Source organism: Methanosarcina acetivorans C2A (assembly GCF_000007345.1).
GTDB classification, from domain to species: Archaea; Halobacteriota; Methanosarcinia; order Methanosarcinales; family Methanosarcinaceae; genus Methanosarcina; species Methanosarcina acetivorans.
In genome coordinates this window covers 5,724,685-5,751,492 of sequence record NC_003552.1, presented here as the reverse complement: position 1 = coordinate 5,751,492, position 26,808 = coordinate 5,724,685, and the positions used below count along the sequence as shown (strand labels likewise).

Annotated in this window: 21 protein-coding genes; 6 read left to right on the top strand and 15 right to left on the bottom strand. The window is 42.8% G+C overall.

Annotation, left to right across the window (positions count from 1 at the left end; genetic code table 11):
- Positions 1-248 precede the first annotated feature (248 nt).
- From MA_RS24305 to MA_RS24295, 3 genes are all read left to right on the top strand, one after another.
- A complete protein-coding gene (locus MA_RS24305; RefSeq protein ID WP_011024528.1) occupies positions 249-809 on the top strand; it encodes a dephospho-CoA kinase in 561 nt (186 codons plus the stop codon).
- A gap of 178 nt (positions 810-987) precedes the next feature.
- Positions 988-1,467, top strand: a complete 480-nt coding sequence (locus tag MA_RS24300) for an RNA-binding domain-containing protein (protein WP_048066042.1) — start codon at positions 988-990, stop codon at positions 1,465-1,467.
- A gap of 261 nt (positions 1,468-1,728) precedes the next feature.
- On the top strand, positions 1,729-2,502 hold the full coding sequence (locus MA_RS24295; RefSeq protein WP_011024526.1) for a sugar phosphate isomerase/epimerase family protein: 774 nt from the start codon (positions 1,729-1,731) through the stop codon (positions 2,500-2,502).
- A 4-nt stretch (positions 2,503-2,506) separates the two neighbouring features.
- Here the strand turns inward: MA_RS24295 and MA_RS27830 are convergent, their stop codons facing one another.
- The 5 genes from MA_RS27830 to MA_RS24270 all read right to left on the bottom strand — a co-directional run bounded on the left by MA_RS27830 (position 2,507) and on the right by MA_RS24270 (position 7,274).
- Positions 2,507-2,770 carry a hypothetical protein gene (locus tag MA_RS27830; protein WP_048066041.1) on the bottom strand — a complete coding sequence of 88 codons (264 nt, stop codon included), beginning with the start codon at positions 2,768-2,770 and terminating at the stop codon, positions 2,507-2,509.
- Positions 2,771-2,802: 32 nt separating this feature from the next.
- The gene (locus MA_RS24285) at positions 2,803-3,642 is read right to left on the bottom strand and encodes a class I SAM-dependent methyltransferase (protein WP_052279230.1); all 840 of its coding nucleotides are present in this window, start codon (positions 3,640-3,642) and stop codon (positions 2,803-2,805) included.
- A gap of 401 nt (positions 3,643-4,043) precedes the next feature.
- Positions 4,044-4,526, bottom strand: a complete 483-nt coding sequence (locus MA_RS24280) for a gamma-glutamylcyclotransferase family protein (RefSeq protein WP_048066618.1) — start codon at positions 4,524-4,526, stop codon at positions 4,044-4,046.
- Positions 4,527-4,644: 118 nt separating this feature from the next.
- Positions 4,645-5,697 carry a selenocysteine-specific translation elongation factor gene (locus MA_RS24275; RefSeq protein ID WP_011024522.1) on the bottom strand — a complete coding sequence of 351 codons (1,053 nt, stop codon included), beginning with the start codon at positions 5,695-5,697 and terminating at the stop codon, positions 4,645-4,647.
- A 404-nt stretch (positions 5,698-6,101) separates the two neighbouring features.
- Positions 6,102-7,274 (bottom strand): RNA ligase, encoded by a 1,173-nt coding sequence (locus MA_RS24270; protein WP_011024521.1) that lies wholly within the window; start codon positions 7,272-7,274, stop codon positions 6,102-6,104.
- A 196-nt stretch (positions 7,275-7,470) separates the two neighbouring features.
- On the opposite strand from MA_RS24270, the gene MA_RS24265 reads away from it, so the two are divergent.
- Positions 7,471-8,262, top strand: coding sequence for a TIGR00266 family protein (locus MA_RS24265; RefSeq protein WP_011024520.1), 792 nt, complete (start codon positions 7,471-7,473; stop codon positions 8,260-8,262).
- A 213-nt stretch (positions 8,263-8,475) separates the two neighbouring features.
- On the opposite strand, the gene MA_RS24260 is transcribed toward MA_RS24265, so the two are convergent.
- The 6 genes from MA_RS24260 to MA_RS24230 all read right to left on the bottom strand — a co-directional run bounded on the left by MA_RS24260 (position 8,476) and on the right by MA_RS24230 (position 16,472).
- Positions 8,476-9,252 (bottom strand): CBS domain-containing protein, encoded by a 777-nt coding sequence (locus MA_RS24260; protein ID WP_193589511.1) that lies wholly within the window; start codon positions 9,250-9,252, stop codon positions 8,476-8,478.
- 310 nt (positions 9,253-9,562) lie between these two features.
- Positions 9,563-10,408 carry a CBS domain-containing protein gene (locus tag MA_RS24255; protein WP_011024518.1) on the bottom strand — a complete coding sequence of 282 codons (846 nt, stop codon included), beginning with the start codon at positions 10,406-10,408 and terminating at the stop codon, positions 9,563-9,565.
- A 428-nt stretch (positions 10,409-10,836) separates the two neighbouring features.
- Positions 10,837-11,838, bottom strand: a complete 1,002-nt coding sequence (locus tag MA_RS24250) for a CBS domain-containing protein (RefSeq protein ID WP_011024517.1) — start codon at positions 11,836-11,838, stop codon at positions 10,837-10,839.
- Between the two features lie 370 nt (positions 11,839-12,208).
- Entirely contained in the window at positions 12,209-13,003 is a 795-nt protein-coding gene (locus tag MA_RS24245; protein WP_011024516.1) for a CBS domain-containing protein, read from the bottom strand.
- Positions 13,004-13,357: 354 nt separating this feature from the next.
- Positions 13,358-13,987 carry a CBS domain-containing protein gene (locus tag MA_RS24240; RefSeq protein WP_011024515.1) on the bottom strand — a complete coding sequence of 210 codons (630 nt, stop codon included), beginning with the start codon at positions 13,985-13,987 and terminating at the stop codon, positions 13,358-13,360.
- Positions 13,988-15,017: 1,030 nt separating this feature from the next.
- Complete coding sequence (locus MA_RS24230; RefSeq protein ID WP_011024513.1) at positions 15,018-16,472, bottom strand: OB-fold nucleic acid binding domain-containing protein; 1,455 nt, start codon at positions 16,470-16,472, stop codon at positions 15,018-15,020.
- 740 nt (positions 16,473-17,212) lie between these two features.
- Here MA_RS24230 and MA_RS24225 point away from each other — a divergent pair.
- The gene (locus tag MA_RS24225; RefSeq protein WP_048066039.1) at positions 17,213-18,277 is read left to right on the top strand and encodes an MFS transporter; all 1,065 of its coding nucleotides are present in this window, start codon (positions 17,213-17,215) and stop codon (positions 18,275-18,277) included.
- Positions 18,278-18,714: 437 nt separating this feature from the next.
- On the opposite strand, the gene MA_RS24220 is transcribed toward MA_RS24225, so the two are convergent.
- The 4 genes from MA_RS24220 to MA_RS24205 form a co-directional block, all read right to left on the bottom strand.
- Positions 18,715-22,959 (bottom strand): cobaltochelatase subunit CobN, encoded by a 4,245-nt coding sequence (locus tag MA_RS24220; RefSeq protein ID WP_011024511.1) that lies wholly within the window; start codon positions 22,957-22,959, stop codon positions 18,715-18,717.
- A gap of 128 nt (positions 22,960-23,087) precedes the next feature.
- A complete protein-coding gene (locus MA_RS24215) occupies positions 23,088-23,471 on the bottom strand; it encodes a DUF2149 domain-containing protein (RefSeq protein WP_011024510.1) in 384 nt (127 codons plus the stop codon).
- Between the two features lie 25 nt (positions 23,472-23,496).
- Positions 23,497-24,126: a MotA/TolQ/ExbB proton channel family protein gene (locus MA_RS24210; RefSeq protein ID WP_011024509.1), complete on the bottom strand. Its 630-nt coding sequence runs from the start codon at positions 24,124-24,126 to the stop codon at positions 23,497-23,499.
- A complete protein-coding gene (locus MA_RS24205) occupies positions 24,123-24,812 on the bottom strand; it encodes a DUF2162 domain-containing protein (RefSeq protein ID WP_048066038.1) in 690 nt (229 codons plus the stop codon). The genes MA_RS24210 and MA_RS24205 overlap by 4 nt, the downstream gene beginning before the upstream one ends.
- Positions 24,813-26,082: 1,270 nt before the next feature.
- Between MA_RS24205 and MA_RS24200 the strand changes: the two genes are divergently transcribed.
- A complete protein-coding gene (locus tag MA_RS24200) occupies positions 26,083-26,706 on the top strand; it encodes an RNA 2'-phosphotransferase (protein WP_011024506.1) in 624 nt (207 codons plus the stop codon).
- Positions 26,707-26,808 lie beyond the last annotated feature (102 nt).

Genomic DNA, 26,808 nt, shown 5'->3' with positions numbered 1-26,808 from the left:
ATTCAAGTTTCTACCAGAATTAATAATTCAAATTTACAATATTACAATATCGGGTTTCTACTGAGGTATTACCGAGATTTCTTGAGTTTTCTACTCAAATTTATATCTCAGATTTGTAATTCAAATAAACTCAGATTTGTAATTCAAATAAACTCAGATTTGTAATTCAAATAAACTCAGATTTGTAATTCAAATTAGTTCAGGTTATAATTCAAATCCAAGGACTCAGGTTTAAAAGGTAATTTTTGATGAAGATAATAGCTTTTGTAGGCATGCCAGCTTCGGGAAAATCCGAAGCTTCCAGGATTGCTGCTGAGATGGACATTCCTGTTATTATTATGGGTGATGTGATCCGGAAGGAAGTACTGAAGCGTGGGCTTGAGCCCAATGATTCCAATACCGGAATGGTTGCAACGGACCTTCGCAAATGTGAGGGCATGGATGCCGTTGCCAGACGCTGCGTCTCTCAGATCAGGGAAACAGGCTCGGAACTTGTAGTTGTTGACGGTGTGCGCGGGATTGCCGAAGTGGAGTGCTTCAGGCAGGAATTCGGAAAAGGCTTTATCCTGATTTCCATTTACGCTCCCCTTGAGGTTCGTTTTTCCAGGGTCCAAAAAAGAGGCAGAAGCGATGATATGAACAGTATAGACGGCCTCCGCCAGAGAGACGAACGAGAACTCAGCTGGGGCATGGGAGAAGCTATCGAAGCCTCTAACGTGGAAATTGAAAACAGCTTCACTCTTGAGACCTTCAGAAAAGATGTTAATGATGTTTTGAATAACTATTTGAAATCAAACTCGGAAAAATAACATCCCAGGATGAAATCTGATGGGTTAATTCTCAAAACAAATCTGATGGGTTAATTCTCAAAACAAATATGGCAGTATAATATTCAAACAAGTCTGACAGTTTAATGTTCAAAAGCAAACCCGAAAAAAAGCGACTTTCCGGAACAATCCCATTTGAGATTAATTGTGGAGTAGATTTATGATAAATGTAAAAGTTTCAGCAGCTGTTTATCCTACGGAAGACCCTGAAAAAGTCACCAAAGCAATTTCGGTTCTCTTCACGGGAATAGAACTCCAAAAAGAGCCTCTTGATGCGGCGGAATCTGAAAAAAGAGTTTCTCCTGCTTTTCGCCTTACAGGCGAGGGAGGACTGGATCTCCTGTTTACTCTGCATGGACTTATTCGCAGGGAAGCGATTATAGACAGTATTCGCAACAAGGTTTTCAGTAAAGGGTTATCCAGTGAAGGGCTTTTAGTTCGTTTTTTACTGAACAAGCAGGCAGCTTTTGTAGGAATTCCCAGCGTTCCCGCTGAAGAAGAACCCCTGGGCTCCATCGAAGTCGTAATCAGAACAGACTCTCCTGAGGAGATGGAAAAGCTCTTTGAGTGGCTTTTGCCTCTTACCGAAGAAGGGGTACCGGTTGTTGAAGTGGAAATGGACTATGTGGAAAGGGGCTGAACCCTTAAAGTCCAGTTAATTACGAAGTTTAGTTAAGTATAATTCAGTTCCCGTCCCAAATTTATGTCAATCAGGGATGGCTGAAAGGGACATCAAAATGGATGACTTAAACTGGATTAATAGAAATGGACGAGTTAAAAGGGACTAATTAACAGGGATGACTACGGGCTAATTAGCAAAGAAGAATTAACAAAAACGGATTCAAAGACGGATAGGAAAGAAAAATTAGCAAAGAAAAATTAACAGGGATGAATTGTCACCATGCAGCTGCATAGAATCAGTTTTTCGTCGCGTGCGGTCGTTGAAGATCCTTTTAAGTGGGCGTACAACCTCGAAGACCACGGGTATACGGGCTGGGAGATCGTACAGGAAGGGTCCCAGTGCCTGAGCAGCAAGACCGTTCAGAACCTGAAGAATATTTATGAAACCACCAATCTGGAACTGACTCTGCACTTGCCTTTTTCTGATATGAACCTCGCAGGCCTGAATGACTCAATCCGTGCAGAAGTCCTCAGGCAGATGAAGAATTATCTCACCCTTGCCTCGAATTATGTCAACCTTGCTGTGGTACATCCCGGATATCTCTCTCCTTATGGGGTGCAGGTGCCAGATCAAGCCTACATGACAAACCTTGCTTCCATCCGGGAATTATGCGACTTTGCTGCAGATTTCGGGATCATTGTAGCTGTTGAGAATATGCCCGATTTCCCGAAGATCTTTGGCAAATACCCTGACGAAATGCAGGAAATGCTCGATGCCGTCGGGAGCCACAACGTGGGTTTCACCTTCGATGTAGGGCATGCCAACACTGTTAGGCTTATAGACGAGTTTCTGGACCAGCTGAAAGACAGAATTTCCCATGTGCATATTCATGATAACATGGGCAAAAAAGATGAACATCTCCCCCTCGGGGAGGGTAATATAGATTGGAAGCACGTTATGGAGAAGCTCTCAAACTATAAGGGAATCTTTGTTACCGAAATGGCTTCCGTTGAAGGAGGGATCAAAAGCCTTGAATTCTTAAGAAAACTGTGAGTTTTCAAGGCTCTATTTTCCTTTTTGTTTCTGTTTTCCTTTTTGTTTCTGTTTTCCTTTTTGTTTCTGTTTTCCATTTTGTTTCTGTTTCCATTTTGTTTCTGTTTCCATTTTGTTTCTGTTTCCATTTTGTTTCTGTTTCCATTTTGTTTCTGTTTTCCATTTTGTTTCTGTTTTCGGTTTTTTCATTTTTTTCAAACCGTTCTTTTCCCGGCGTTTCCAAAATAATTGTATTTCCAAAATTATATTTCCAAAGTTGTATTTCCAAAATAATTGATTCACTCGGAGAACCTGTTGAAATTACTTTTTAGTTGTTTTGCAAAAGATAACGTTATTTCCATTCCAGATATCGATATCCGGTAAGACATTATCATAGCACTCGATTTTTTCAAAGCCTTCCTGTTTCAGCAGTTTCTTCAGGTCTTCAGACTTAAAAAAGTGAGTCCAAAAACGATATACATTGAAATTGTCAGAATTATCGATTACGATGTGCTGGTACAATATCACTTTGTGTTTCGGATAGTAAAAGGAGTCTGAAAGAATCAGGTGTGGTCTGTCTTTCCAGAAGCCATGGTCTACCACTTCCCAGGATTTCTCAGTAACTTTCATTTCAATGTCTTTATCGCTCAAAACATCAAAAATGAAAGTTCCGCCAGGTTTTAAAGCCCGGTAAACGTTATGCAACAACTTCTTTCTTGCCTCTGGTACTAGGACGCCAAAGTCAGTAAAAACCATCATTACGAGATCATATTTATTTTCTTCACGCAATTCGAGGTAATTCAGGTTTACGTATTTTATATCCAGATTTTTCTTTATGGCTTCGCTTCTGGCATATTCGATTGAATTCTTAGAGAAATCGACACCTGTTACTTTATGTCCCCTTTCTGCCAGGAGTTCAGCATACAATCCGGGTCCGCATCCCAGATCAAGAATGTTCATTCTTTCCAGATTGACTGAATTTAAAATCCAGTCCGCAGTGCTCTTTATACTCGTTCTTCTCCGGCTTGCAAGGTCGATATCCGGGTTCAGGTGAACATCCAACAATTTCTTTGAAATGTGGTCATCCGTCCACATAACAGCATTCCCTTCCGCATAGATTTGCGGTTTTTCTGCAAACTCAATAATATCTGTAAAATTCATTAACGAGCCCTCCTTTCCAACTTCACGGACTCTCATATCTGCGATTAACCGTTAGACCCGATATCTATGATTAACCGCCAAACTCTATATCTACAATCAGCCTTCAGACGCTATATTTGCGATTAACCGTGGCTCTATATCTGTGATTAACCGTGGCTCTATATCTATGATTAACCGTGGCTCTATATCTGTGATTAACCGTGGCTCTATATCTATGATTAACCGTGGCTCTATATCTGTGATTAACCGTTAACGTCTTTCAACAAAACAGAATGGTTTAGTTGTTGTTCATTACCGAACATTTTCAGGACTCTCTATTAATAAAGTTTCGGTATATTGGGAACTCCTTACGCGGACGGTATTTATCTACAGACATATTTATCTATTTATTTTTTCAGCTTTTACTCAGGCAGCTCTTTTTCTTTGAGGTATCTGGCCCAGTCCCCATGATCAATTACCTCAGTTTCAGGCTTTTCGTCATACACGTAGATGATACCCCTGAGTTTTTTCTCCGGGAGTTCCAGGTCCACATATTCCCTGTGGTACCCGCCAAAAAGTTCCATATAATCGATGGATTTTGCAACTTCAAGCTGTCTTTTTCCCGAAAATCTGCGCACTTCTGCAACCACGGAACCTTTTTCCGAAGGATAAACAGCAGGGTAGGGGCCAAGAGAATAGAGGGAGTATCCATCGATTTTTATAGTCCCAAGGAATTCGGACCGGTTTTGAAGATCGAAACGCCGGTTATTGTAAAGCCCGTTTCTTAAGCTGCCGTAAAGTGCCATTAAGAGTTCTTCCCCTTCCGCTCTTTCGTATGAACGCTGCCAGCAGACATTCCTGTGAAAGACTCTGCCATAGAGAGTCCTGTCTGTTTCCTGAGACATGTTTTTCCCTTCTTCACCCACCCTTTTTTGTCCGATCTTTTAATCCGGCTTTCAATCCGACTTTAGTTCGATCTCAATCTGTTTTTAATTCGATTTTTTAAACCGAGCTCTTTTTATCTTATTTCGAAAAACCGTAACCTGCAAAGCGCTGGGTCAGGTCAAGGTTTGCAAGCAGGAAACGGTCTTCTTTGCTGTAGGCGACCTTTTTGTTCCCTGAAAGTTCCAGCACGCAGGTGGTTCCCGGCTTTGCTTCTTTTACTTCGTTTCCGTCAACTAGGATTTTTTCAACACGCACAGGTTCGGACTGCAAACCGACAAAAAGATGAAGGACACTTGCAGGTTCTATTTTTTTCGTGAATTTTGAAATGGTACATTCCAGGGTATAGTCGGTTGTCACGATTTCCTTATCGGAAATGATGAAGCCTCTCTCTATGTCTTTTGCCTGGACATTTTTAAGGCGCATGCCTACTCTTGTACCTGTCGGGGCGCTGTCGATGTCCACATCATGGCTCTGGATAGAGCGGATTTCGATATCCCTGTCCAGCGGGAAAATTTTGGTCTTATCCTTGTCCTTTGAGATCCCCTGCTTGACAACTCCGAGCACGACACAACCTTTGCCTGTCACATTGAAAGCGTGGTCTATGAAGATCCTTGCAGGCAGGCTGTTAAGTTCTGCCTGTTCGGCTTCTATCTGCTCTGCCATCTCATTTATTCTGGCTTTAAGGTCATCCACGCCTTCAAAGGGGTTCTTTGCGCTTTTGTTTGTATTGAGGGAGATACATTCCCAGTCCTGGAGTGCGGTTCCTGCAGTGATTACCTTTATTTTTGCCTTCAGCTCATCAATTGCATACATATGGGTACTGTCCGACCTTGTCAGGGCAATAATTCCATGTTTAAACCCGAGCAAGTCCAGGGCAATGATGCATTCTCCTGTATGGGCGTCCAGACCCTGGGGAGGGATGCACAGGACTGCCAGGTCCGAAATATTAAGGGCCGTAATCAGGGATTTCAGGGTTTTCGGATAACTGTGAGCATCCACAAAAACCATTTTACGGCTTTCCTTATCGTTATTGTACATGGTTATGTCGGAAGACGTTCCTTTTCTCCCGAGGTTTGCGGCAAGGGAGGTCCTCCCGCTTTTTTCAGTTCCGATGATTGCAACGTTTGCCATTGTGAGTCCCCTTTTCTGAATTATGTTTTTGAATCAGTATTTTCTGAATCAATGATATGTATGGGAGTATTTCCAGATTTGTTGAAGTAGTTTTGAATTTAAGGGTTAATTTACAGGATTAATTTAAACCCTGTATTTCCAGGATAAGCCAGTTTTTTGAAATTTACAAATCATTTTAAACTGCATTTTTAGACTATGGCTTCAGTTAACTTTGTATCTGCCACTGGTATTAATATACTGTAATATATTTCTTTTCGCAATGCTCTCAAAATACAATCAAGAACAAAAAGTGATATAAGAAAGAAAAACAAGCAGAAAAAGAAAAGCGATTAAGAAAGAAAAAAGCAGAAAAAGAAGTAAATCAAAAATAGCCGGAAAAAAGTTCTATTGCCGGATAAACCTTGTCACCAGAGCTCTCCTTCCCAGATCGCCTGAGTTTTATCATTGGTGCTTTTATTGACTTTCTTGATGTTTACCAGGTACTCGTTTCCTGCAAGTTGAGGGGTTTCAAAGATTGTATCCACCCCAAGCCTTTTTAGGTAATTCTCAAATTCTGTCACGGTTTTCAGGTCTCTGACTCTGATTCTTACCTCTTCGTAGAGCCTTTCCCCGTCCTTTACGTTTCTGATGGATTCTCTCAGGGGGGTCAGGATGCTTTCTCCAAGCTGTATGCAGCGCTCCTTGAACTCGGTTTCGTCTTCGTTCCATTCCACGGTCTGAAAACCCTCCCTGACTATTCGGGAGAGCATGTAATCCCTTCCGGCTTCGTTGTAAAACTTGAAAGCGTGCCTGAGGTCGGAGCAGTTGCTCTGGGAGGAGGTGTACTTCAGAGAGGGAAGGACCATTTCCGGGTCTTTGATGACCACGCCTTCATGCTCGTTTTTTCCAAGTTCCCGGATGATTCCTGCGATTTCTTCGGGGGCTGTTTCCAGGGGAATTTCCCCAAAGGACCTCACCTGGAAAAAGCCGTATTTTTCCATCAGCTCGCGCCTTTTTGCTGTGGGCAGGGGTTTGCCTGTGTTTTTCTCCCGGATATCGAAGATGAAAAACTCTACGGACTCGATGTCATAGATTGTTTTCGGGACATATGGGTTGTCAGGGCCTACCATTTCCCCGTAGAGCACAAGCTCCGGAAAAGCGTCAAAGAATTCCAGGTTAAGTTTTACATTTGCCCTTTCTGTTGTGTAAGGGCAGATATACCCGCTCCGGGTGATCGCAAGGATCTCTCCGTCTACCTGCGCTACCCGGACGTTGTATCCGTTCATCTTTTCTTCTATAGCCAGTTTGCTGAGGCCGTTGAAGTGTTTTTTAAGTGTGGGGTCCAGAACCATGGCTCTCCGGATCTTCGGGAAGCCCATAATAATTTCAAAAGAGCTGCCTTTTTCATAAAGTACGGTTCCGTGCTCTATATGGGAAATTTCTTTGTCAAAACGGAGCATATGCTCATGTTTTCCCCAGTTCCGGGCAAGGTACTTCTTTTCAAAAAGGTGCCGGACTCTCTCTTCTTCAAAGCCCAGGAAACCCGCCAGCCGGTTTATAAAGTCAGGATCTATTTCCCCATTCTCCTCTTTATGCATATCTGTTTATCTGTGTTCAGGCATGAAATAAGTTAGCATTTCTTTCTTGGCTTCAGGACATACCCATTTACAAAATACCCATTCACAAAAATCGGTTTGTTTCTAAAGAATAAGCCAATCTATCAAATATCTTTTTAAGTATGTGGCTTCTAATTTCTTCTGTACTTGAATTTCAATTAAGTTACGAGGCTATAAAATGGCTGACGATATCGACTACGAGATTATTGGGAACGATATGCAAATCGTTGAAATTGAGCTTGATCCAGGCGAGGCTGTTCAGGCAGAAGCCGGAGCCATGGCATATATGGGACCCGGAATCCAGATGCAGACAAGTATGGGCAGTGAAGGGGGCGGACTCCTCGGAGGTCTGAAAAAGGGACTGAAAAGAGCCCTGACCGGGGAAAGTTTTTTTATTACAAACTTTATCCACAAAGGTTCCGGAAAAGGGCATGTGGCCTTTGCGGCTCCGTATCCGGGCAAGATTATCCCCCTTGACCTTTCAAAATTCGGAGGCAGTATCCTCTGCCAGAAAGACGCTTTTCTCTGTGCTGCCCGCGGCGTGGACGTGGAAGTTGCTTTTACTCGCAGAATCGGAACAGGGCTTTTCGGTGGTGAGGGTTTCATTCTTCAGAGGTTGCGGGGAAACGGCTTTGCCTTTGTCCATATCGGAGGCACGGTTGTAAGAAAGGATCTGGCTCCGGGTGAGACATACCATGTTGACACAGGCTGTGTGGCAGCTTTTACCGAAACTGTAAATTACGACATAACCTGGTCCAAGGACTTCAAAAATGCCCTCTTCGGGGGCGAAGGAATTGTCCTTGCAACCCTAACAGGTCCGGGAACCATTTATATGCAGAGCCTGCCTTTCTCACGCCTCGCTGACAGAATCTATGCAGCTTCAGCTTCCCATCAGAATAGAGGAGAACAGACCGGCATCGGGGGAAGTGATATCCTCGGCGGCCTTATTGGCGGAGACAAGTCTTTCTAAACAGAAATAACTGCTAAATATTAACTGTCAGAAACAACTTTCAGAAGCAAGTGCCAAGCAGTAACTACTAAGTAACTGCAGGCAAGTGAAAACTATAGCAAAGAATGAAATAACTACAGGTTAGTGAAAAACGGGTAAAACAGGAAAGATTAAAAGATCAGGAAGGTCTGTCCTTAAGAGGCAGACCTTTTTTCCCTCTCTTTTCTCTGAAGTTTATTCCTCGATTGTGTTTATGATATTCCTGCGTGCGAGGAAACCAACCAGTTCTTCTTCCAGATTGAGGACAGGAACACCTCCGACATCGTATTCCAGCATTGTATCAACCGTATCTGAAAGAGGAGTGTTGGTGTACACATTGACCACACTGCGGGTCATAATATCTCCAACAAGCAGGTTTTTGATTCTGGAGTCCTGCTGGTTGTCAGCTACGAGGTCCCTGAAGGAGCGCATTGCAAAAGCGATATCGTCTTCTGCAATGATTCCCACAAGCTTCCCGTTTTCAATTACCGGCAGCCTTCCCACATTCTTATCAAGGATAAGGCGTCTGGCGTGGCTTACACGGTCTGAGGGGCTAACAATGATCGGGTTTTTTTCCATTACTTCTCCGGCAAAGCCTGTGAAGTGATTTACTTTCATAAGCTCCTGCGGGGTCACCCAGCCCATTGCGTTTCCATTGTCAGTGACAATGATCACGCCTCCTTTCTTTTTCATCAGGGTGAGGGCGTCTTTAACGTCGGTATCTGGCAAAACTTTTACAAAGTTGTCGGATACGGCTGTTGCGACATGCAAAGAGGATGCGGGTTTGCTCTGTTTCCTGCGGGTTCCGAGCTGCTCTGTCAGACCTCTCATGGTAAGTACACCTAGAACCTGGTTGTCATGCACTACTAGCAGGCGCTTTGTATCCTTTTTTTCCATGAGATCAAGGGCGTGAGATATGGTGTCTGACTTGTCAATCTTGTGTGGTTGTACCATTATGTCTTTAACTTGCATGCATTTCACCTCATGCGTATCCAGAGTTTTAGTTTCAATTCTTTGCAACTTTCGTTTTTAAAGACCTTTAACATCCGTTTTTCTAAATTCCTGTTTCGCATCCTTCTTTTGCTTACAGCTATCCTTTTATGTTCCTTTTTTTGCCGTATATACCTCCGTACAATACGTGCTGTTGTGAACTTACTATTTGTGAACTTACTATTATATTTGATTATTTATTGCCTCTTTAAAGGCATATAGTTAATTACTTTTTACCTTTTTAAAGATATTTTCTTCCTCTTTTACTGGGTTTCATTTCTGAGTCCACATTTTAGAGCACGGATTTCATGATGTCGGTCCTGCTCAGGATTCCTACTATTTCTTCGCCATCGCTGACAGGCAGGGCCGTTATCTCTTCCTCGATCAATTTTTTTGCAGCGATGCTAATTTTCTCGTTTACATCAATAGATATTATTGGAGTAATCATTATGTCTTCCGCTGTCAAAGGCACTTCTTTTACGTATCTGTAAGTTTTCTGACCTCCAGGCGAAGATTTCCTAGCCATCTTGATGCTTTTTGTTGAAAGTTTGCCTTCATTGTCAGTTAAGAGGTTTAAGGCAAGGTTCCTCTTTGAAATAACTCCCACAGGTTTTCCCGCATCGTCTTTAACGATCACTCTTTCGATCTCGTTTTTGTTCATTTCTTCTATCACATGGTTGATTGTATGGTGCCTGTGAACAGAAACGATGTCGTCGGTCATCAGTGTGGAGATTTTTGTATCTATTTCATCCGCGTGTTCGGCTACATAGCGCACGATATCTGTCCTGGTGACAATACCTACAATATCGTTTTTTACCACCGGAATGTCATGCACTCCGTTCTCAAGCATTAAGGCGGCTGCCTGGGAAATGGAGGCTTCGGGATAAATGGTGATTACGGATTCTGTCATCAGCAACTTGATAGGGATCTGGTCGATCGGCCTTCTCCTCCAGAGAGGTTCGGCCTGAGCCAGGCGGTTGCTGATATCTGATTTCGTAACAATTCCCACCATTTTGCCCTCGTTAAGGACAAGCAACGTACTGATTCTGTGTCTTAACATCAGTTTTCTTGCACGTGACACGGGTTCATCTATGTTTATAGCGTACACAGGTGAGCTCATGATGTCCGCCACATTCATGGAATACCTCCTTCACTTCTACAATATATAAGTATTAACAATTATAGTTTTTGAATCAAACGTAAACTTTACAATTTAGCTGTAAATCTCGATATTTTGCATAACTTCGGCCTATTTCCTGCCAAGCCCTATAGAAGTACAGACTGATTGGGGAGTATAGGGCGTTAGAAAGCGGTTGGGCAGTTAGAAAGCGGCTTTCGGATAGTATTTTGAGATCAGCTACGCTCCGAGATCTCAGAAAAATCCAGAAAACGGGGTTTATTCTGGTTTGTCCAGCCAAGAAGTCTGCCTCCTTTCCCAAACTTTTTAAATCAAGCCCGAGATTTTTTCCAGATCTATTCCGGGCTTCAGTCTGGATTGTTTAGTTCTATTTAGGCTTAGCAGAAGCCTTATGCTCGTTTAAACTTATTCTCGTTTAAAACTCCTGTTTAAAGGTCAAACCCTCTCAGGAAATCGCTCTCTGTAATAATCCCGCGGAGCATCCCATCTTCCAGAACCGGAAGTGAACCAATTTTTTTCTCGAGCATGATTTCCATAGCTTTTCCCATATCTGTGCCAGGGCTGGTCCAGATCAGTTCTTGTGAAACAATGGAGCCTACAGGCTGATCCAGAGCCTCATGGATATTTCCTGTTGTGAGTTTGCTGAATGCATCCCCTCTTCCAAGGAAATGGACAATATCCGAGGCAGTGACTATTCCTGCAAAAATTCCGTCTTTTACTACAGGAAGTCTTCGGAACCTGTTCTGCACCATTACTTTTGCTGCCTGTCCGATGGGCGTATCTGTTGTTACCATTGTGACATTTTTGGTCATATATTCATCAACGGTTTTATTTGTCACAATCCCACCCATCAGTTCAACGGCATTTCTTTCGGTAAAGATTGCGATGACCTGCATTTCATCATTTACGATTGGCAGGCCTCCGGTCCTCCTTTCAAGCATTGTTGTAACGGCATCTTTGAAATCTGCCTGATCATTGAGGTACGCAACATCAGTTTGCATAATCTGGCGTACTTCTTCGTTTATTGCAGCTAGAAGGTTGCCTTTAAAGCGGTTTTCGACAAGGAGGTTCCTGCTGCCGCCTCCCAGGAAATCGATAATATCAACAGAAGTAACGACTCCTTCCAGTCTCCCCGTGCCTGCGTCTGTGATAGGGATACGCCTGAATCTCCTTTCAGTCATAATCCTGACCGCTTCCATGATGGCTGCAGTGGGAGGGAGGGTTACTACATCCCTTGTTGCCAGGGCAAGAATTTTTCCCTCATGTTCCGCAATGCGGGACTTGAAACTGGGGCCTATTCTCATTGTGCCCATGCTGCTGACCGAGTGTGGGTCTTTCTGTTGCGCCTTTTTACCTGATTTGTTCACTTGTGGCTGAACATTCATTTTTTCGACTGGTACAAATGTCGTATTTTTGTTCAATAGGATCACCGAATCGAGTTGCAGTTAATTGCTTTCTTCATCATCCGTTTTTCCTCTACTGCATTTTGCAGGGATTTTTTCCCGGGTCTGCAATTCATATTTTAGCAGATTTACGGTTGCTACTGGAAACAAACAAAACCTAAAGCAATCTTCTCTCGAATCTTTCTGAACACTTACTTTTGTTTGTTATTCTGTTATCGTTATTAATTATAATTTTTAATCGTTATAATCCTTTTGAGCGGGAATCTATCAATTGTCTTTAAGGTAATTTGTGATAAGTTCCTTGATCGGTTTTGCTTTTCCACTGGAAGAAACTTCTCTCTTAAAAGGGTTAAATGTCATCAGAGACATTTAGATACCCGGCTCTGCCTGTCGGGGCTTACTCCGACCACCCGTTGACGAAGGCGTTCATCAGGTCCTGCCTGTCAGCGATTCCGGAGATTTTCCCCTGCTCATTTACTATAGTAACTCTTCCGATATCATGCTGAATAATCATTTCAATCGCACTCTTAACGGAATCGTTCTCTGAAAGTGTGTATGCAGGAGTTGACATAATCTTTTCAACCTTGGGACTTTCGTTTGGCCTCGCGGCTCTCTCGTCTTCTATGGACATTCTCAAAATTCCTGCTTTGATTATATCCCTTCTTGTTATCATCCCGATGGGATCACCTTTCTTTGAAACGACTGGAATTCCGGTATAATCCGTCTCTGTCATGTAATTCCAGACCTTGGAGATCCTTTCATCCGGCGAACAGGTTTTGACTTTTTTTGTCATAACCATGTCTATCGTTTTTGAAGCACTTCTGGGAAGTTCCGCATTCCGGAGAATATCAACGTCACTCAGGACTCCTACAACCGTGTGGTCTGTTGTTGATTTGACAACCGGAACTCTGTTCTGTTTCGATTGCACCATCAGTTTTGCAGCTTTCACGACATCCATGTCCGGAGTGACTGTCGGAGACGGCCTTGCATATCCGCCCACCGTGACATTTGAGCGTGTGGATGTAACCCTCATAATATCCTGGTCGTTAAGCATTCCCACAAGCCGGTTTCCCTCATCAACAACAACAAGAGATCTGAACAAGTAATCACGCATCAGCTGGCGGGCGTGAGTTACGAAATCCCTCTCTTTGATACTTACAGGCCCCTCTGACATTATCTCGCTGACATTCATTGTTACTTTTCCTCTCTTTTTTGTTTACTTTATTCCAGTTACTGTTGTCCCGATGTTGAAGTCTCATTAATCAGAGTCCATTAATCACAGAATAATCAAAGTCTTATCAAAGTCTTTATTAATCACAATATAATCAAAGCCCTGAAATCACAGCTTCATTAGTCAAAGTTTGTTAGTCAAAGCCTGTTAAATCAGAGTCAATAACCATAATTTAGTCATAATTTAGTTTTTAGCCATGACTCAGTTTTTATTTTTCTTTGACAGACAATCAAATCTTCGAAGGCAACCTCAAATCTCTGGGTCTGGGGGCAAAAGACCTCAAAACCAGGCGGTTCTAAGCTGGATCTTAGCAATTCACTCGTAGTCTTCGCCTTCCTCATGCCGGCAGTTTTCGCATAAATACCTGCCGTTAACTAATTTGAGGTCTATTGAATGATAGAGACAGGACTCACATATTCCTGTAATGAAGTCTCCTTCGACTTCTTCAATTGCAGGAGTGGAGAGGAGAGCCTCCCGGTTCATATCAATAAGGTCTTTGAGAATGGTGCTGAGTCCAGGTGTAATCATCAGGATGTCTGTGTGAGATATAATTCCTATAATTGTGCTGTCTTCAAGGACTGGCAGCCTTTTAATATTGGCTTTTAACATGATTTCGGAAGCTTTTACTATACTTGTCCCGGGCTCCACAGTTAGCAGCGGGGTAGAAAGGATTTCGCTTGCATTCACTTCCCTTGGTTTTCTGTTCTCTGCAACAATACCCTTCACAAGGTCCCTTTCGGTAATAATCCCCATGGCTTTTTCGTTTTGTGTAATAATTACGCTTCCAACATTGTTTTGGGTCATTTCCCTTGCAATGGCAGGGATATCTGTGTTAATGTCCATTGTGATGACTGTTTTATTCATCACTTCAGCAACCGAGACCTCCCTCTCAATTTCCTTGTTGTGAATATCAGTACCTGCTTCCCTCTCAGGTTCATCAACCATTGACTGCAGTTCCCCCTTTATTCTTTCAGCATCCCAAAACCCGCCAAATTCACTATTAAAATCTCTTCGGGCTCTTAATTTCTTGTGGAAACATCTTCCAGATCCTTTTTAACTTTTCCTTTTCATACGGTTCTGGAATCAAACCCTGAAAAGCCGGCTTTCCGATAAGCTTTCCGTTTTAATATTTCTTCCGGCTCTTTTTCCTCTAAAGGTATTTCCCGCACTTCTAAGACCTTTTTATAACACATATATACGAGTCTATAGTACATAATGATAACGGCATTTCTTTTTTTTCGCAAGCATAATGGTTTACGCAAAACAGGCGCAAAAGACTTTTTTTGGAGTTAAAATTTTAGTTTTCTCTCAGATAGGTTTACGGAAGTCCGGCAGGAATTTTTTCACAACCCCCTTATTTCCACTGGAGATTTTTGCTCAGAATGAAAAACATCGAGAAATCTTAAAAAAATGTAAGGGAGACGGAGCAGAGAAGAAATTTCTCTTAGATAATAAATTAAAACAGAATAAAACATTCAAAATTATATTTATAATGATATTGATTTTTCTCACAGGAATTTTTTCAGACCCCTTTATTTCCACTGGAACCCACTCGCTAATTTTTTTACACAAAATTTTCCGAATTTAAAATTGCTAATAGTATATGTCAAAAGTAAAAAATATAGAAATTAGGTTGCAGGTGAAAATACAAAAACCGGATAAAAGGTAAAGATTAAGGTAAAATTCAGTAAAATCCAGACAAAAACCTAAAAGAAAAAAACAGATAGAAACCGGTAATCATTCAGCAAAAACAGATAAAACCAGTTGAAAGCTGATATTCATTCAGCAAAAAATTGATAAAATTGATAAAAACCAATAGTTGTTCAGCAAAAAATTGATAAAATTGATAAAAACCAATAGTCGTTCAGCAAAAAATGAATAAAATTGATAAAAACCGATAGAAACCGGTAAAAAACGGATAAAAATAGGCAAAAATGGATTTAAACAGGTAAAAATAGGGAGAAATAGGAAACGATCAGAGAATAATCACTCTACTCCTGTTCCCAACGCTAAGTTCTATTTCTTCATTCAGCCCGTATCTGGCGTAAGCGTCAATAATCTGGATTTCGGAGTCGATATCCAGGTCCTCTATCACATAAGCCTGTTCTCCCCAGAACGTCAGCCGGATACTGCCTGTTTCGTCCTCAAGCTGGAGGTTTGCGACCACGTTTTCGGTTCCGTCCTCCCTTTCAAACTCTCTCAGTTCTCCTATCTCGGAAACTTTTCCCTGGACGGAATAACTTTCTCCAGGGATAATATCTGCGATGTCAGTAAATTTCTCCCTGTATTCGACCTTTTTTTCACTTTTCTGAATTATCCCTCTGGCACCTAGGCTGAGTTCAACCTGCTGGCTGAATGTGTTTTCTCGGGAATAGGCGTTGAGGACTTCCACGGTATCATCGAAATCAATATCGTCAAGACTCTCGGTTTTTTCGTCCCAGACTGTAAGCCTGATTTTGCCTGTGGAATCGCCCAGAAGGATGTTTGCTACCCTGCCGGCAGTCCCATCCTTTTTCTCGAAAGTTCGAACTTCTGAGATGTCAAGCACCCTTCCTGAAATATTGATATTATTCATGTCAGCCTTTATATCTGCAACAGGGGTAAATGTTTCTTCATATTCTACTTTCTTTTCGCTTTTCCGGATTATGCTCCGGTTTCCGATCTGCAACTCAACTTTTTGCGTAAAGGCATTTTCCCGGGCGTAAGCATTGATCAGTTCAACAGTGTCTCCGTACTCAAGCTGGTTTAAAAAATCGGTTTTTTCGTCCCAGAGTGTTACCCTGAGCGTGCCTGTTTCGTCTCCAATCAGCAGGTTTCCAACTTTTCCACCGCTTCCGTCTTTGCGCTGGAAAGTTCTGATTTCAGAAATCTCAAGTACCTTGCCTGTAAGGTTGAGGTCTCCCATACCGTCCTTTATGTCCTTTATCTTCTGGCTGCTCGCAGCAACATCAACTTCCTCTTCACTTTCGGTCAGGACGCCGTTATTGCCGATGTTAACTTCCACTCCGGAATAGCCCTGCTTTGCATATCCGCTTATCTGGATGGTCTGGCCTACCTTTACCTTTCCGGCCTTAATCAGATCTGCCATGTTGTCCCACAGGGTTAACTTCAGTTTTCCGGTTTCGTCTCCGACGATCAGGTTTCCCACTCTACCTATAGTCCCATCATTCCGGGTAAACTCCTTGACATCAAAAACTGAAACAACTCTTGCTATAAAATTAACAGGCCCGGTCTCAGGGGTGATGTTTTCTATTTTTAAGTTTTCCCTGCCCGCGTCTGAGAATCCCAGCTCATTGGCGACCAGCATGGCAGCCATCGCCTCATCACAAAGCCCTCCCATGTTCTCGACCTTTTCCTCTATGCGCTTCAGGAAATCCTCTCTACTGATGACATGGCTGAGCTTTTTATAAATAGTCTCAATATCGGTCATGTTGCTCCCTTGCCTTAAATTGTTCCTTGAATTGTTGATACTTAGCCTTCAATGTTTGGTGATGCTGTTCTACAGTACGTATAATATGCCTTAAGTGTCAGGCGTAATATGCCTTAAGTGTCAGGCGTAATATGCCTTAAGTGTCAGGTGTCTTCTGAAAGACAGTTAATGTGAGTTTCATTTTAAGATGTGAAGTTTTTTGGAAATAATATAGTCTGATAAATTTGATTTTGGAAATTTATTTCGGAAGTTTGACATATTTCAGGTGAAAGTTGAGGTGAAAATTCAGACCTTATGTCAGCTAATGTCAGACCTGATGTTTCAAACTTAAGCTAAAATACCTTTTAATTTCATGTGAGAAATCATCAGGTTCTATAAGTCCTTTCATTAATGCATAATAAGAATATCCTTGAAAATTAAATATTATTTGGTAAGTCGTTCCTTTTTTGGTTATTTTTTAAAGAGCCCTTGATACGGTATGTAAAGTGTCTTACTAAAGGCTAATGTACGCAGGGTGAAAGTATTCAATAGTCGGGTTGAGTTCATTTTATCCGCTGAAGAAGTGCCCTAAGGGTGGGTGTCTTGGGTGTATATCTGAAAGTATCGTGAATGAATATTGTGAATGAATATCGTGAATGAATATCGTGAATGAATACCCTGAGTCAGCAGTTTTTATCGGACCTCACATCTGGGAAAACATAATAAGTTATGTAGGTGCTCTTATAGTGTGAATCCGCTTGATGAGAATAAATAACGTCCAGTTCCTTTCAAATATGGCTAATGTTCTCTCGTTGCTTTTTATTCCTGTTTTTGCCGCATCCTTCGGCGCCTCTTATATCGAAATCGGGCTTATAGTGGGTATTTATTCGGCCACAACCCTTCTTTCTTCCTTTATTTTTGGGAGGCTTGCTGACCTTCACCACCTGCGCACGGTGATTCTGGGAGGTTTTGGATTTGCTACAGCCGCTTTTTTTCTTCAGATCTTTGCCACTGATCCTTCTGCCCTCATGCTTGCAAGAGCTCTGGCCGGTTTCAGTGTTGGGATTCACCCGGGAGCCCTGATAGCCTACGTCCATTATCAGAAGCAGAGTCTCGGAAAGTTTATTTCGTTGGGCTCTCTCGGCTGGATGGCAGGTTTTCTTCTTGCAGGGGTGATAGGGGTAAGAATGGATTTGCTTTTTGGGCTTTCTGCCCTTGTTTATGCTTTCTGTTTCCTGCAGATTTTCAGGCTAGAGGATATTGAAAAGCCGCAGCTGAAAGTTTCTCACTTTTCCCTGAATACCCTGCTGAAGAATTCAGGGACCTATTTTTCTCTCTTCCTGCGGCATACCGGAGCCGTCGGGGTCTGGGCCATTTTTCCCCTTTATCTCCGGGAGCTCGGAGCAGGGGACTTCTGGATCGGGGTTATTTATGCAATAAACCCTGCAGTCCAGTTTCTTATAATGCGCAGGCTTGACCCGTTTGAAAACGAAAAGTTGATCCAAGCAGGTTATCTGCTCTCTGTTGTCGGCTTTATCAGTTATGTCCTTGCTTCCTCCTATCTTTACGTCATCCCCGGGATGTTTGTAGTTGCTTGTTCTTGGTCTTTTCTTTATGTGGGCTCAACTCGCAGGGTTGTGGAACTAAACCCTGATAAAGCTACAGCAGCCGGTCTGATCAACTCAATGATAGGAGCTGCGGGGGTTGCGGGATCTGTTCTCGGAGGAGTCCTCTCCCAGTTTTTCGGCTTCAAAGCTACAATGCTCGGAGCTGCCATTTTTTCTATTTCAGGCTTCCTGCTCTACAAAACCCTAGAAAAGACTTAAAAGACAAAGGAATAAATACCGCTATCAATTCAAAAAGTTTGTACTCATAGGTTAAACCCTCATAAATTAAACCCTCATAGATTAAACCCTCATAAATTAAACCCTCATAAATTAAACCCTCATAGATTAAAATCTAATTGGAATATTATTGGGAAAGTTGGAATATAATACCCGGGACTCGGGGAAGAGCCTTAGGATTCGTAAATAAAAGCTTAAGTAATGAATCAGGAAGCTGTTAACTCTTTAGATTTGGCAGGTAGTTTACTCTGTTCCATAATTGCATAAGTCCTGAAAAAAATTATGGAATTATAAGTTTTTTGGAAAGGTTTTTAATGGAAAAGCTGATAGAACAGCAGCTCCCTTATTCACTTGGTGGGAAAAAGGCACCTGAAGGTGCCTTTAATCCGAAAATTATTTGGTTGTTTTAAATGCAGAGCTTACTTTTTCCGGAAACCTATGTATACCGCTCCGCCAGTCAGCAAAACAAACAGGCTTACGACTATCAATGTGCCAGACGAGATTGAAGAGGAATTTTCATTTGCTGAAGGAGCTTCAGGCTGCATTTCATAGCCTTCAACATAATTGTCTGCGGAATGTGCTTCTGGCTGTGAAAAGTCTGTTCCGTAACCTCCGTTCTCGCTTGCCGTCTGGTTACTTCCGGTTTTACTGCTGCTATTGCCAGTGTTTGCTTGCACTACTTTTGCACTGCCGGTCCCTTCCCCTCCAGAAGAACTGCTACTGGAATCGGATTTGGTCTCGGGTACGGAAGCAAGTTTCTGGATATATTTGTCAAGGAGGGCATTATCACAGCAAAGAGCACAGCAAGAAGAGCCGTACTGGTCAACAGATTCCTGGTATTCATTTGCCAGGTTACTTATAATTTCATCCGGGGCATCCCAGTAGGGGTTGCCGCTGGCATCCAGTTTTCTTGTTGCTTCCAGCATCCGTCCGAGCATGGCCTGTCGGGCCCAGGGGTTGTTCTCATCAAGCCATTCATTGGTCCCGAGCTCATATTTGTCCAGGATATACACTTCATAAACTTCGTTCCAGTCATTGGAATCTACAAACCTCGGGTCCACGACGTTCCATCCCCAGAGATTCTCCAGGTGGTTGGCCAGTTTAGCGGCTCCTGAATAGCTGTTTTCCATCATACCTTTTATATAGTTCGGGTTGAGCATCTGTGTCCGCATCTCCAGGTTCATAAACTCTTCCAGGGTCTGCATTTGCGGATTGCCGGGATCCCTTACATTTGTTATCCACATCTCAGGGCGAGCCCCGTCACTGACGCTGGCTATTGCAAGGCTCAATCCTCCGAAATACTGGAACGGATCGTCACCGGTAAGCACGCCATAGAGGTTGCTGCTGCGTATGAACAATGACGCATCCGTATCCTTCAGAACTGCCTTGAACATATCCTCCCCGGAGATCAGCGAGCTTGTATACATTTCCCCATCGATGTATACATTTCCTGACCTTTGGATAAACTGGTCTGCAATCGCCTCTGTATCTTCCCAGGTATCGCTTGCAGACACAGCGTCTGCGATGCGTACTCCGTAGTCCCCTTCGGGAGGCCCGAATATTCTGGACATGGACAGCTTCTCAGCCTCTACTTCATCCACGGTCATATTCCCTTCCACCATCAGATTTATGTAGTACTCCTTCAACTCCAGCGAATGCTTCCTGACATAATTCACATCCTCCGTTTCGTCCAGCTGTGAGATGATCCTGACGGCATCATCAAGAAGGTCCATCTGCCAGGGGAACTGGTCCCTATGAAGGCCGGAACTGTGTCCTATAACATCAATTCTCGGACGGTTGATTACAGTTCCATTGCTCAGGCGTATTGTAAGTTCGGACTGGTTCATTATGTGCAGATTACTGGCGCTGGGAGTGGTATAATAGGTAACTCTTCCATTGGCATCCCACTCCGGTTCAACCCCCATAAGATAGAGCATCTGAGAGTGAGGGACTCCGTGATTGCGCATGGTTTCAATTCCCCAGAGTACCACAGCTACCTTTTCAGGGAATTCCCCATTTTTCTCATAGTAATCTACAAGGAAGGAGTCAATCGTTTCTTTTCCGATATTGTACGCTTCCTTTGTAGGAATCAGCCTTGGGTCAAAGGAATAGAAGTTTTTCCCGGTAGGCAGAACCTCAGGAGAACGCAGTATATCCCCGCCAACCGACGGTTCGATATATTTTGCATCCAGGGCATCCAGAAGACCCTTGATCTCGCTCTCGGATGAAAGCAAGATGTTCTGGTAGTATTCCTCAGCCAGAACAAGATCTTCGGAGACCTCTGCAGATGAGCTCCCGAGAACTTCCTCCTGAGCAAGTGTAATATCGATGCCGTCAACCAGTACAGTATAGAGCAACCGATAGGACTCTGTCTTATTATATTCCTCAGTTTCATGAGAATCGCATGAAGCATTCACTGCCTGGATGTGTTCGATGTAGCTGTCTCCAAGCATTCCCCGTACCAGGGCAACTGCGCTTTCATCGGAGATGGGCGTTGCAAATATCCGCAAGCCGTAAGGTATGTTCGCGTACATCATATCGTGCAGGTAGTCGTGCACTTCCCCGTATACGACCGTATCTTCAAATTCTTCATAGCTCATATTATATGAAAAATTGAGCCCTATGTCCTCATCGATATGAGTATCCTTTATGATGCGGATACTGGTGTTCTCGTACTGATCCATGAGGGCCGTGTTGTTATTTTCTTTTGATGTCAGGTAAAGGTGGATCGACTGATGCAAGTTCGAATAGTTGCCATAGAGTCCAGAAGGGACAAACGGAGGCGTCATGTGATCTATGATAACCGAATAACTTCTCCTTTTGGCCTGTGTCCCTTCCCCTACGTTATCCACAATATATATGTAAGGGTTCGGAAGATCCTGTATCAGGATCTCCGGCCAGGAGTGATTGCAGAGCCCCACCTCTTTACCCGGAAGCCATTCCAGTGTTCCATGAGTCCCCACATGAACCAGGGCAGATGCGTTGTACTCCTTCTTAAGCCAGAGATAGAAAGCGATATACTGGTGGTTCGGCGGCATACTTGTGTTGTGATAGAGCGTCTGCTCATTGTTCTGATACCCCTTGTAAGGCTGCGGGGCAAGCAATATGTTCCCGTACCGGATATTAGGTATCACCAGGTATCTCCTATTATCGGGCGCTGTGTAGACCATCTGGTCACCGGGAGCCTCTCCCCAGAGGTCGACTACATCCTGCTGCATGTCTTCTGGAAGTTCGCTGAACCACTGGAGGTATTTGCTCTCAGGGATAAGTTCGACTGCATCCAGTTCAGCAAGCCTGTCAACATCTTCCTGCGCCCAGGTGCCTATGTTTCTGCCCTGAGTAATTAGCTTTACAACAATGCTTTCATTGCTTGAAATAGAATTGTTGCTGTCACTGATATTATATATGGAAAAATCTTCGCCCAGATCATACCCGGCATTGTACATCTCATTCAGGAGTACTTCGAGGGTTTGCGGCACGTCCATATAGCTTGCCCCGATCTCGGATTTTCCCGGAGGATACGAATAATAGATCAGAGCTATTCTCTTCTGGCTATTGTCAAGGTACTTCAGTTCAGTCCACTTAAGAGCTCTATCTGCGACGTACTCTGCTCTCCCGGGAATTGGAACTTTTATTTGTGCATTTGTTATCTCATCGATAACAGTTCCCCCTATGACGATGGGTTCGATCAACCCTTCCATCTCCTGAAGTGCAACGGCCCAGCTGGTGTATGAGGAAGGAATTCCTGTTGTAGAGTTCTCCCATTCTTCAGGGGTCTGGCTGGTCGTTATGCAGTTGATCCAGGGAACACCAAGTTCTGAGATCATCGCTTTTCGTTCACTGATACTGCTTGTATTGAACGTTGCTTTGCTATGAAAGGTTCCCATATACGCAAGGACAAGGTCGACCCTTGACTCGTTCTTCACTTCATCAAAAAAAACCTGTCTGGCATCGGTCTTGTCCAGGATAGGGATCACATTTACCCCCCTTTCCTCAAGTTCCCGTATAATAGAAATCCAATCTGCCAGGTTGTAGCCGTTGGCATAGTAGTACCCTGAAAGGGTAAGGCCCACAGTTGGTTTATCCGGGTGGTATTTCCCGGAATCGTTGTACCACTCCATATACGCTGTAATGTTATTGAACAGGCCTTCATTACTGGGCTGGAACTCGGCTTTGTAATCCGGGTGGAATATGCCACTTTGCGAAAGCTGGATTCCAGGTTTGATCTCCTCCTCTGCGCCCATTAAAGTCACAGCCAGGTATGTGAGGAGATTGCGGTGGTTCTCTACCCCGCTTGACATCCAGTATTCGGAATATGCATATTGCCCTATGTTCTGGGGCACGTTCATCTCCCAGAGATAGGCTGTATCGGAAATATACACAGTCCTGCTCGTGCTGTTAGCTTCGTCCAGCCTTTCCTGTATATCAGGGCTGTAGGATACATGATGCAGTGCAATTATGTCAAAGGACGTTAGATTGTTTTCTGCAGCCTGATCCGGGTCATATATAGTGAGGTTTATTGTCGTGTTTTCTAACTCATAATCATTCATCGCTTCTTCAAGGTAATACCAGTGAATCGATGTATTGTCATGCAGGATAAACAGGACATCTACAGATGTTTTCTGTTCTTCTGCCGTCGCAACAGTTGTTAGTGAGGCTAACAACAATAGGTTTAATATCAATATCGATTTTATTCTCAATTGCATGTTATCCCTCGATAACGTGCCGGGCATTCCGGGTACATTGCTTGCAGGCGGTACCGGAATGCTCAACACTATTTGTGATTAATGTTTCAATCCAGCATTTGCTGATACGTAGAGCTACTGTTCTCTTCCTCAGGCACGTAAATCACTCTGCCGTCGGCCAGTCGGTATGCAGTACCTAGAGCTTCTCCTGTCCCTCCCCCGATATCGTCGGTCATGTTCAGGACTTCGATAGGCTGGCCTTCATCTTTGATAACGATTTTCATGTCCTGTTTTCCGGGATTTTTTACAATAGTAATATCTTCATTTGCGCTCAGAAGTTCGGGGAGGTGGTAAGACATCACAAGGGCTACGAGTAACGCAACAGAAAAGACCATTGCAACGTCAAAGAGGTTGGCAACCCCTGTCATGGGGTTTTGCTCATCCGGATCGTTTAAAAGCCTCATTCGCCTGCATCGTCTGGATTTTCGCATGATATTCCTCCTTACTAAAAAGCGGTCAATTTCCGTTCTTTTCCTCGATGATATCCAGGATGTAATCGATATCCGACATGTCCTCCCAGTACCAGCGCCTTCTGACCTGGGTAAGCACATAGGCTATTCCGGCAGAAAAGAGCCCTACAACGGTAGTCGCAAAAGCGATCATCAGGTTCTGTGCCAGGGTTTCGAGGTCTCCCTGTGAAAGCCCTATTAGAGCAGGCCCGAGAGGGATAAGGGTCCCCATAAGCCCGAGCATGGGAGCAACAGTTGAGATGATTTTCGTGTGCTCAAGGCGCTTTGCCATTCTTATCTCATATTCTTCGGAGAGCTTCCCGGTCGCAGGGAAATTCTGATCTTCAAGGTATTGTGCAGACTCTTTTGCAAAGGTCGTGACCATGTAATTTTGTTTTATATTCAGAAGAGCCTTCGATGCTTCCGAAAAAGCCGAAATATGAAGACTTTGCCTGATTTTTTTGCAACTAACTTCCAGGCTGTTCCGGTCCCTGGTTCTTTTTGAATATTCGGAAAGGAATTCTCCTAACTGAATAAGTGAAACAAAGACCAGTAGAGTCAAAAGTATCATTACCGGATACAGTAAAGCCGATGAAAATACGTATATAGTCCGGAATAACAGATCCATATTGCTCATTGGCTAGACCTCACACGGTCAAGGAAAAAACCTGCAAGGACCAATATCCCGAAAACCAGAAGGGGAAAAAGGCCTGATTCTCCGGTTTGCATAGGAGCCAGGTTCATCTGCTTTGATTTCATATAGGCCGGGATTAGCAGAGCTCCCAGAAGATAATAAATTCCGAGAAGCATCATGGCGCTTCCCATAGTTTCGGGGGTCTTTCCACACCGGACCTTCCCGAACCTGAAAAGAAAAGAAGAAGCTACTACTGCAATAAAAAAAGCAATTCCCACAAGGAACCCTATTTTTATCCCGGAAAGGCTGAGGCTTTGTGAGAGGAGCATACAGGAGACTGCAAGAGCCCCCAGGCAGACCGGACAGGGCATTGATATGGCCAGGAAAGTATGTCTGGAAACATCTTTTCCGGAATTCCATTTTTTCTGGGTATAGATGCCAGCCCCTATAAGGAGCAGGGAGACAAGAACATGGATTCCCATACCCATTGCAGAAAGACGCTCAAAAGCATCAAAGCTCAGGTGGTCAGCAACACTTCCGAATAAAAGAGCTAGAAAAAAATAACTGCCGCCAATTGTAAGAATCTCTCGCGTAGTGATATTTGAAAATCCACAACCTAATCCAGTTTTAATCCCGAAGATAAGAATACCTATCAAAATACCGATAACAGTCAATGTCGAAGAATCCATGTTAAACAACTACCATTTCCATTTACTGCTATTTCCAGCCATATTCAAAATACAATTAGTTAGGACATTTGGTAGAACATATTTTGGCAAACTAATTTCTTGTGGTAAACGAATTTATTACTGATAAACTAGTTTGTTACTGAGAAACTAATTTATCACATTAAGTTGAAAAATACTTGTAAATATTTATAATTTTTGGATATCCGAATATATGACGGGATATAAAAATTAATTTTACATTCAGCATAAGTATTCTTTAAAACTTATAAATGAGAATCAGGAAGTCGGATAAATCTGAAAATTTAGCATGAAATTGTGGAAAGAAATTGGTTCTTCATACCCTTTTTTCCTCTCCACTCATAATCATATTTAACCTAAGTTTGACAGTACCCACTAATTGGTACTGAATATTCTCCTTCTTTTTTGATCCAACTGGACTTGACAGGTTCTATAAATTTATAAAAATTTATGATATATATTCTATGTGTTGTATCCTGAAATGATTTCGCAGATCCGAAACCATTTGAAAGTTCAATATACGATACAAGAGCAGGCGGCTCAAAAGGTTAAATGTTGAGTAAATTCAAATTCTGTTCAGGTACTGTGAGATGATCATGTAAAATGAAACAAATTCGAAGTTGAAGTAAAATAGCGGGTCACTTGTCTACGAATATATATCTTTAATAAAAGAAATTAAAAAAGTGAACTAATTTTGGGATAAAACAGTAGAACCAGAAATGTACTTACTATAGTAGATAATTATACCTACTAAGTAGTATAGACTTATCCAAATACTATAGGTATACAGGATATAAAACTTATGGTATTGATTTCAATATCAAAATGCATAATATTCTGGTTTTGATTGAATTGAAGCATTCTTAGTCGGCAGACTATTAAATTACGGAGAAAAGAATGCTTAATAATACCATAGCGATATTGACAGTGGCATCGCTGGCTGTTGGAGTTATAGGTAAGCTCGTAGACATTTACATAAAGCTTAAAAATCAAAAAAAGTGACCTTAATCCAAGGTCTTTAATTTTTGGCTTTACAGAATATTTTTTGAAGTCCACAAAAATTATCGAGACAAAGCGAGGACTTTGAAAGTGTTCAACGAACCTGTTTTTGGCTTCACAGTCAAAGCTATTATAGGCATTTCCCGGTTTTTGAGGTGACCAGGTTAAAACTGGCAACCCTATAAACTAGTTAAGGAGAATAAGGATTCTAAAAACAAAACCTTATTTATGGTAAAGTTTCATTATGTGATATATGATTCGAAAATGCACTGAGCACGGCTATTTTAGAGGAGGCAGCTGTCAGCAGTGTAAACGCCCAGGCAGATACGTGCTGGATGACAGCAGGGAAGAAAAGCTCGGCAGGTTTGTATCAGGTACTCTTCGGCACTTCCCGGCATCCGCAGGGGTTAAAATGGATGAATACGGCTGGGTGGACCTTAACGCCTTCTGTGACGTTATGAAGAAACGTTATAACTGGATGAGAAAAGAGTACCTTTATGCCCTTGTGGAATCCGATGAAAAAGGACGATACCAGATCAGAGGGTTCATGATAAGGGCACGTTACGGACATTCTGTTAACATTGAGCTTGACTACGAGGAGAGCGATGCTCCGTACGTATACTACGGGGCAAGTCCGGAAGAAGTTGATGTCCTGCTCGAGAACGGAATTTTCCCTATCAAACAACGCTATGTTCATCTCAGTACTTCCTATGAAAAGGCAGCTGAAGTTGCCCTTATCCACACTGAAAGTCCTGTGATCCTGCAGGTTGACGCCTTTAGAGCTCAGGAAGACGGAATTTCTCTAAAGCTTGCAACGGATTACATCGTACTTGCAGAAAAGATACCTCCCGAGTACCTGTATGTAATCGAGGAATGATTTCATCTTACTGGTTTTTCGCAGTCTTTTTTTCGGTATCTTTTTCTTATCGTTTTTTCTTTAACCTTTTCTTACTTTTTATTTTCCCGCTTTTTCCCATTT

What these genes read in the sequence shown, in the direction of transcription:
- MA_RS24305 (WP_011024528.1), top strand. Translation starts at nt 249, where the DNA reads ATGAAGATAATAGCTTTTGTAGGCATGCCAGCTTCGGGAAAATCCGAA.
- MA_RS24300 (WP_048066042.1), top strand. Translation starts at nt 988, where the DNA reads ATGATAAATGTAAAAGTTTCAGCAGCTGTTTATCCTACGGAAGACCCT.
- MA_RS24295 (WP_011024526.1), top strand. Translation starts at nt 1,729, where the DNA reads ATGCAGCTGCATAGAATCAGTTTTTCGTCGCGTGCGGTCGTTGAAGAT.
- MA_RS24285 (WP_052279230.1), bottom strand. Translation starts at nt 3,642, where the DNA reads ATGAATTTTACAGATATTATTGAGTTTGCAGAAAAACCGCAAATCTAT.
- MA_RS24280 (WP_048066618.1), bottom strand. Translation starts at nt 4,526, where the DNA reads ATGTCTCAGGAAACAGACAGGACTCTCTATGGCAGAGTCTTTCACAGG.
- MA_RS24275 (WP_011024522.1), bottom strand. Translation starts at nt 5,697, where the DNA reads ATGGCAAACGTTGCAATCATCGGAACTGAAAAAAGCGGGAGGACCTCC.
- MA_RS24270 (WP_011024521.1), bottom strand. Translation starts at nt 7,274, where the DNA reads ATGCATAAAGAGGAGAATGGGGAAATAGATCCTGACTTTATAAACCGG.
- MA_RS24265 (WP_011024520.1), top strand. Translation starts at nt 7,471, where the DNA reads ATGGCTGACGATATCGACTACGAGATTATTGGGAACGATATGCAAATC.
- MA_RS24260 (WP_193589511.1), bottom strand. Translation starts at nt 9,252, where the DNA reads ATGCAAGTTAAAGACATAATGGTACAACCACACAAGATTGACAAGTCA.
- MA_RS24255 (WP_011024518.1), bottom strand. Translation starts at nt 10,408, where the DNA reads ATGAATGTGGCGGACATCATGAGCTCACCTGTGTACGCTATAAACATA.
- MA_RS24245 (WP_011024516.1), bottom strand. Translation starts at nt 13,003, where the DNA reads ATGAATGTCAGCGAGATAATGTCAGAGGGGCCTGTAAGTATCAAAGAG.
- MA_RS24240 (WP_011024515.1), bottom strand. Translation starts at nt 13,987, where the DNA reads ATGGTTGATGAACCTGAGAGGGAAGCAGGTACTGATATTCACAACAAG.
- MA_RS24230 (WP_011024513.1), bottom strand. Translation starts at nt 16,472, where the DNA reads ATGACCGATATTGAGACTATTTATAAAAAGCTCAGCCATGTCATCAGT.
- MA_RS24225 (WP_048066039.1), top strand. Translation starts at nt 17,213, where the DNA reads ATGAGAATAAATAACGTCCAGTTCCTTTCAAATATGGCTAATGTTCTC.
- MA_RS24215 (WP_011024510.1), bottom strand. Translation starts at nt 23,471, where the DNA reads ATGCGAAAATCCAGACGATGCAGGCGAATGAGGCTTTTAAACGATCCG.
- MA_RS24210 (WP_011024509.1), bottom strand. Translation starts at nt 24,126, where the DNA reads ATGAGCAATATGGATCTGTTATTCCGGACTATATACGTATTTTCATCG.
- MA_RS24205 (WP_048066038.1), bottom strand. Translation starts at nt 24,812, where the DNA reads ATGGATTCTTCGACATTGACTGTTATCGGTATTTTGATAGGTATTCTT.
- MA_RS24200 (WP_011024506.1), top strand. Translation starts at nt 26,083, where the DNA reads ATGATTCGAAAATGCACTGAGCACGGCTATTTTAGAGGAGGCAGCTGT.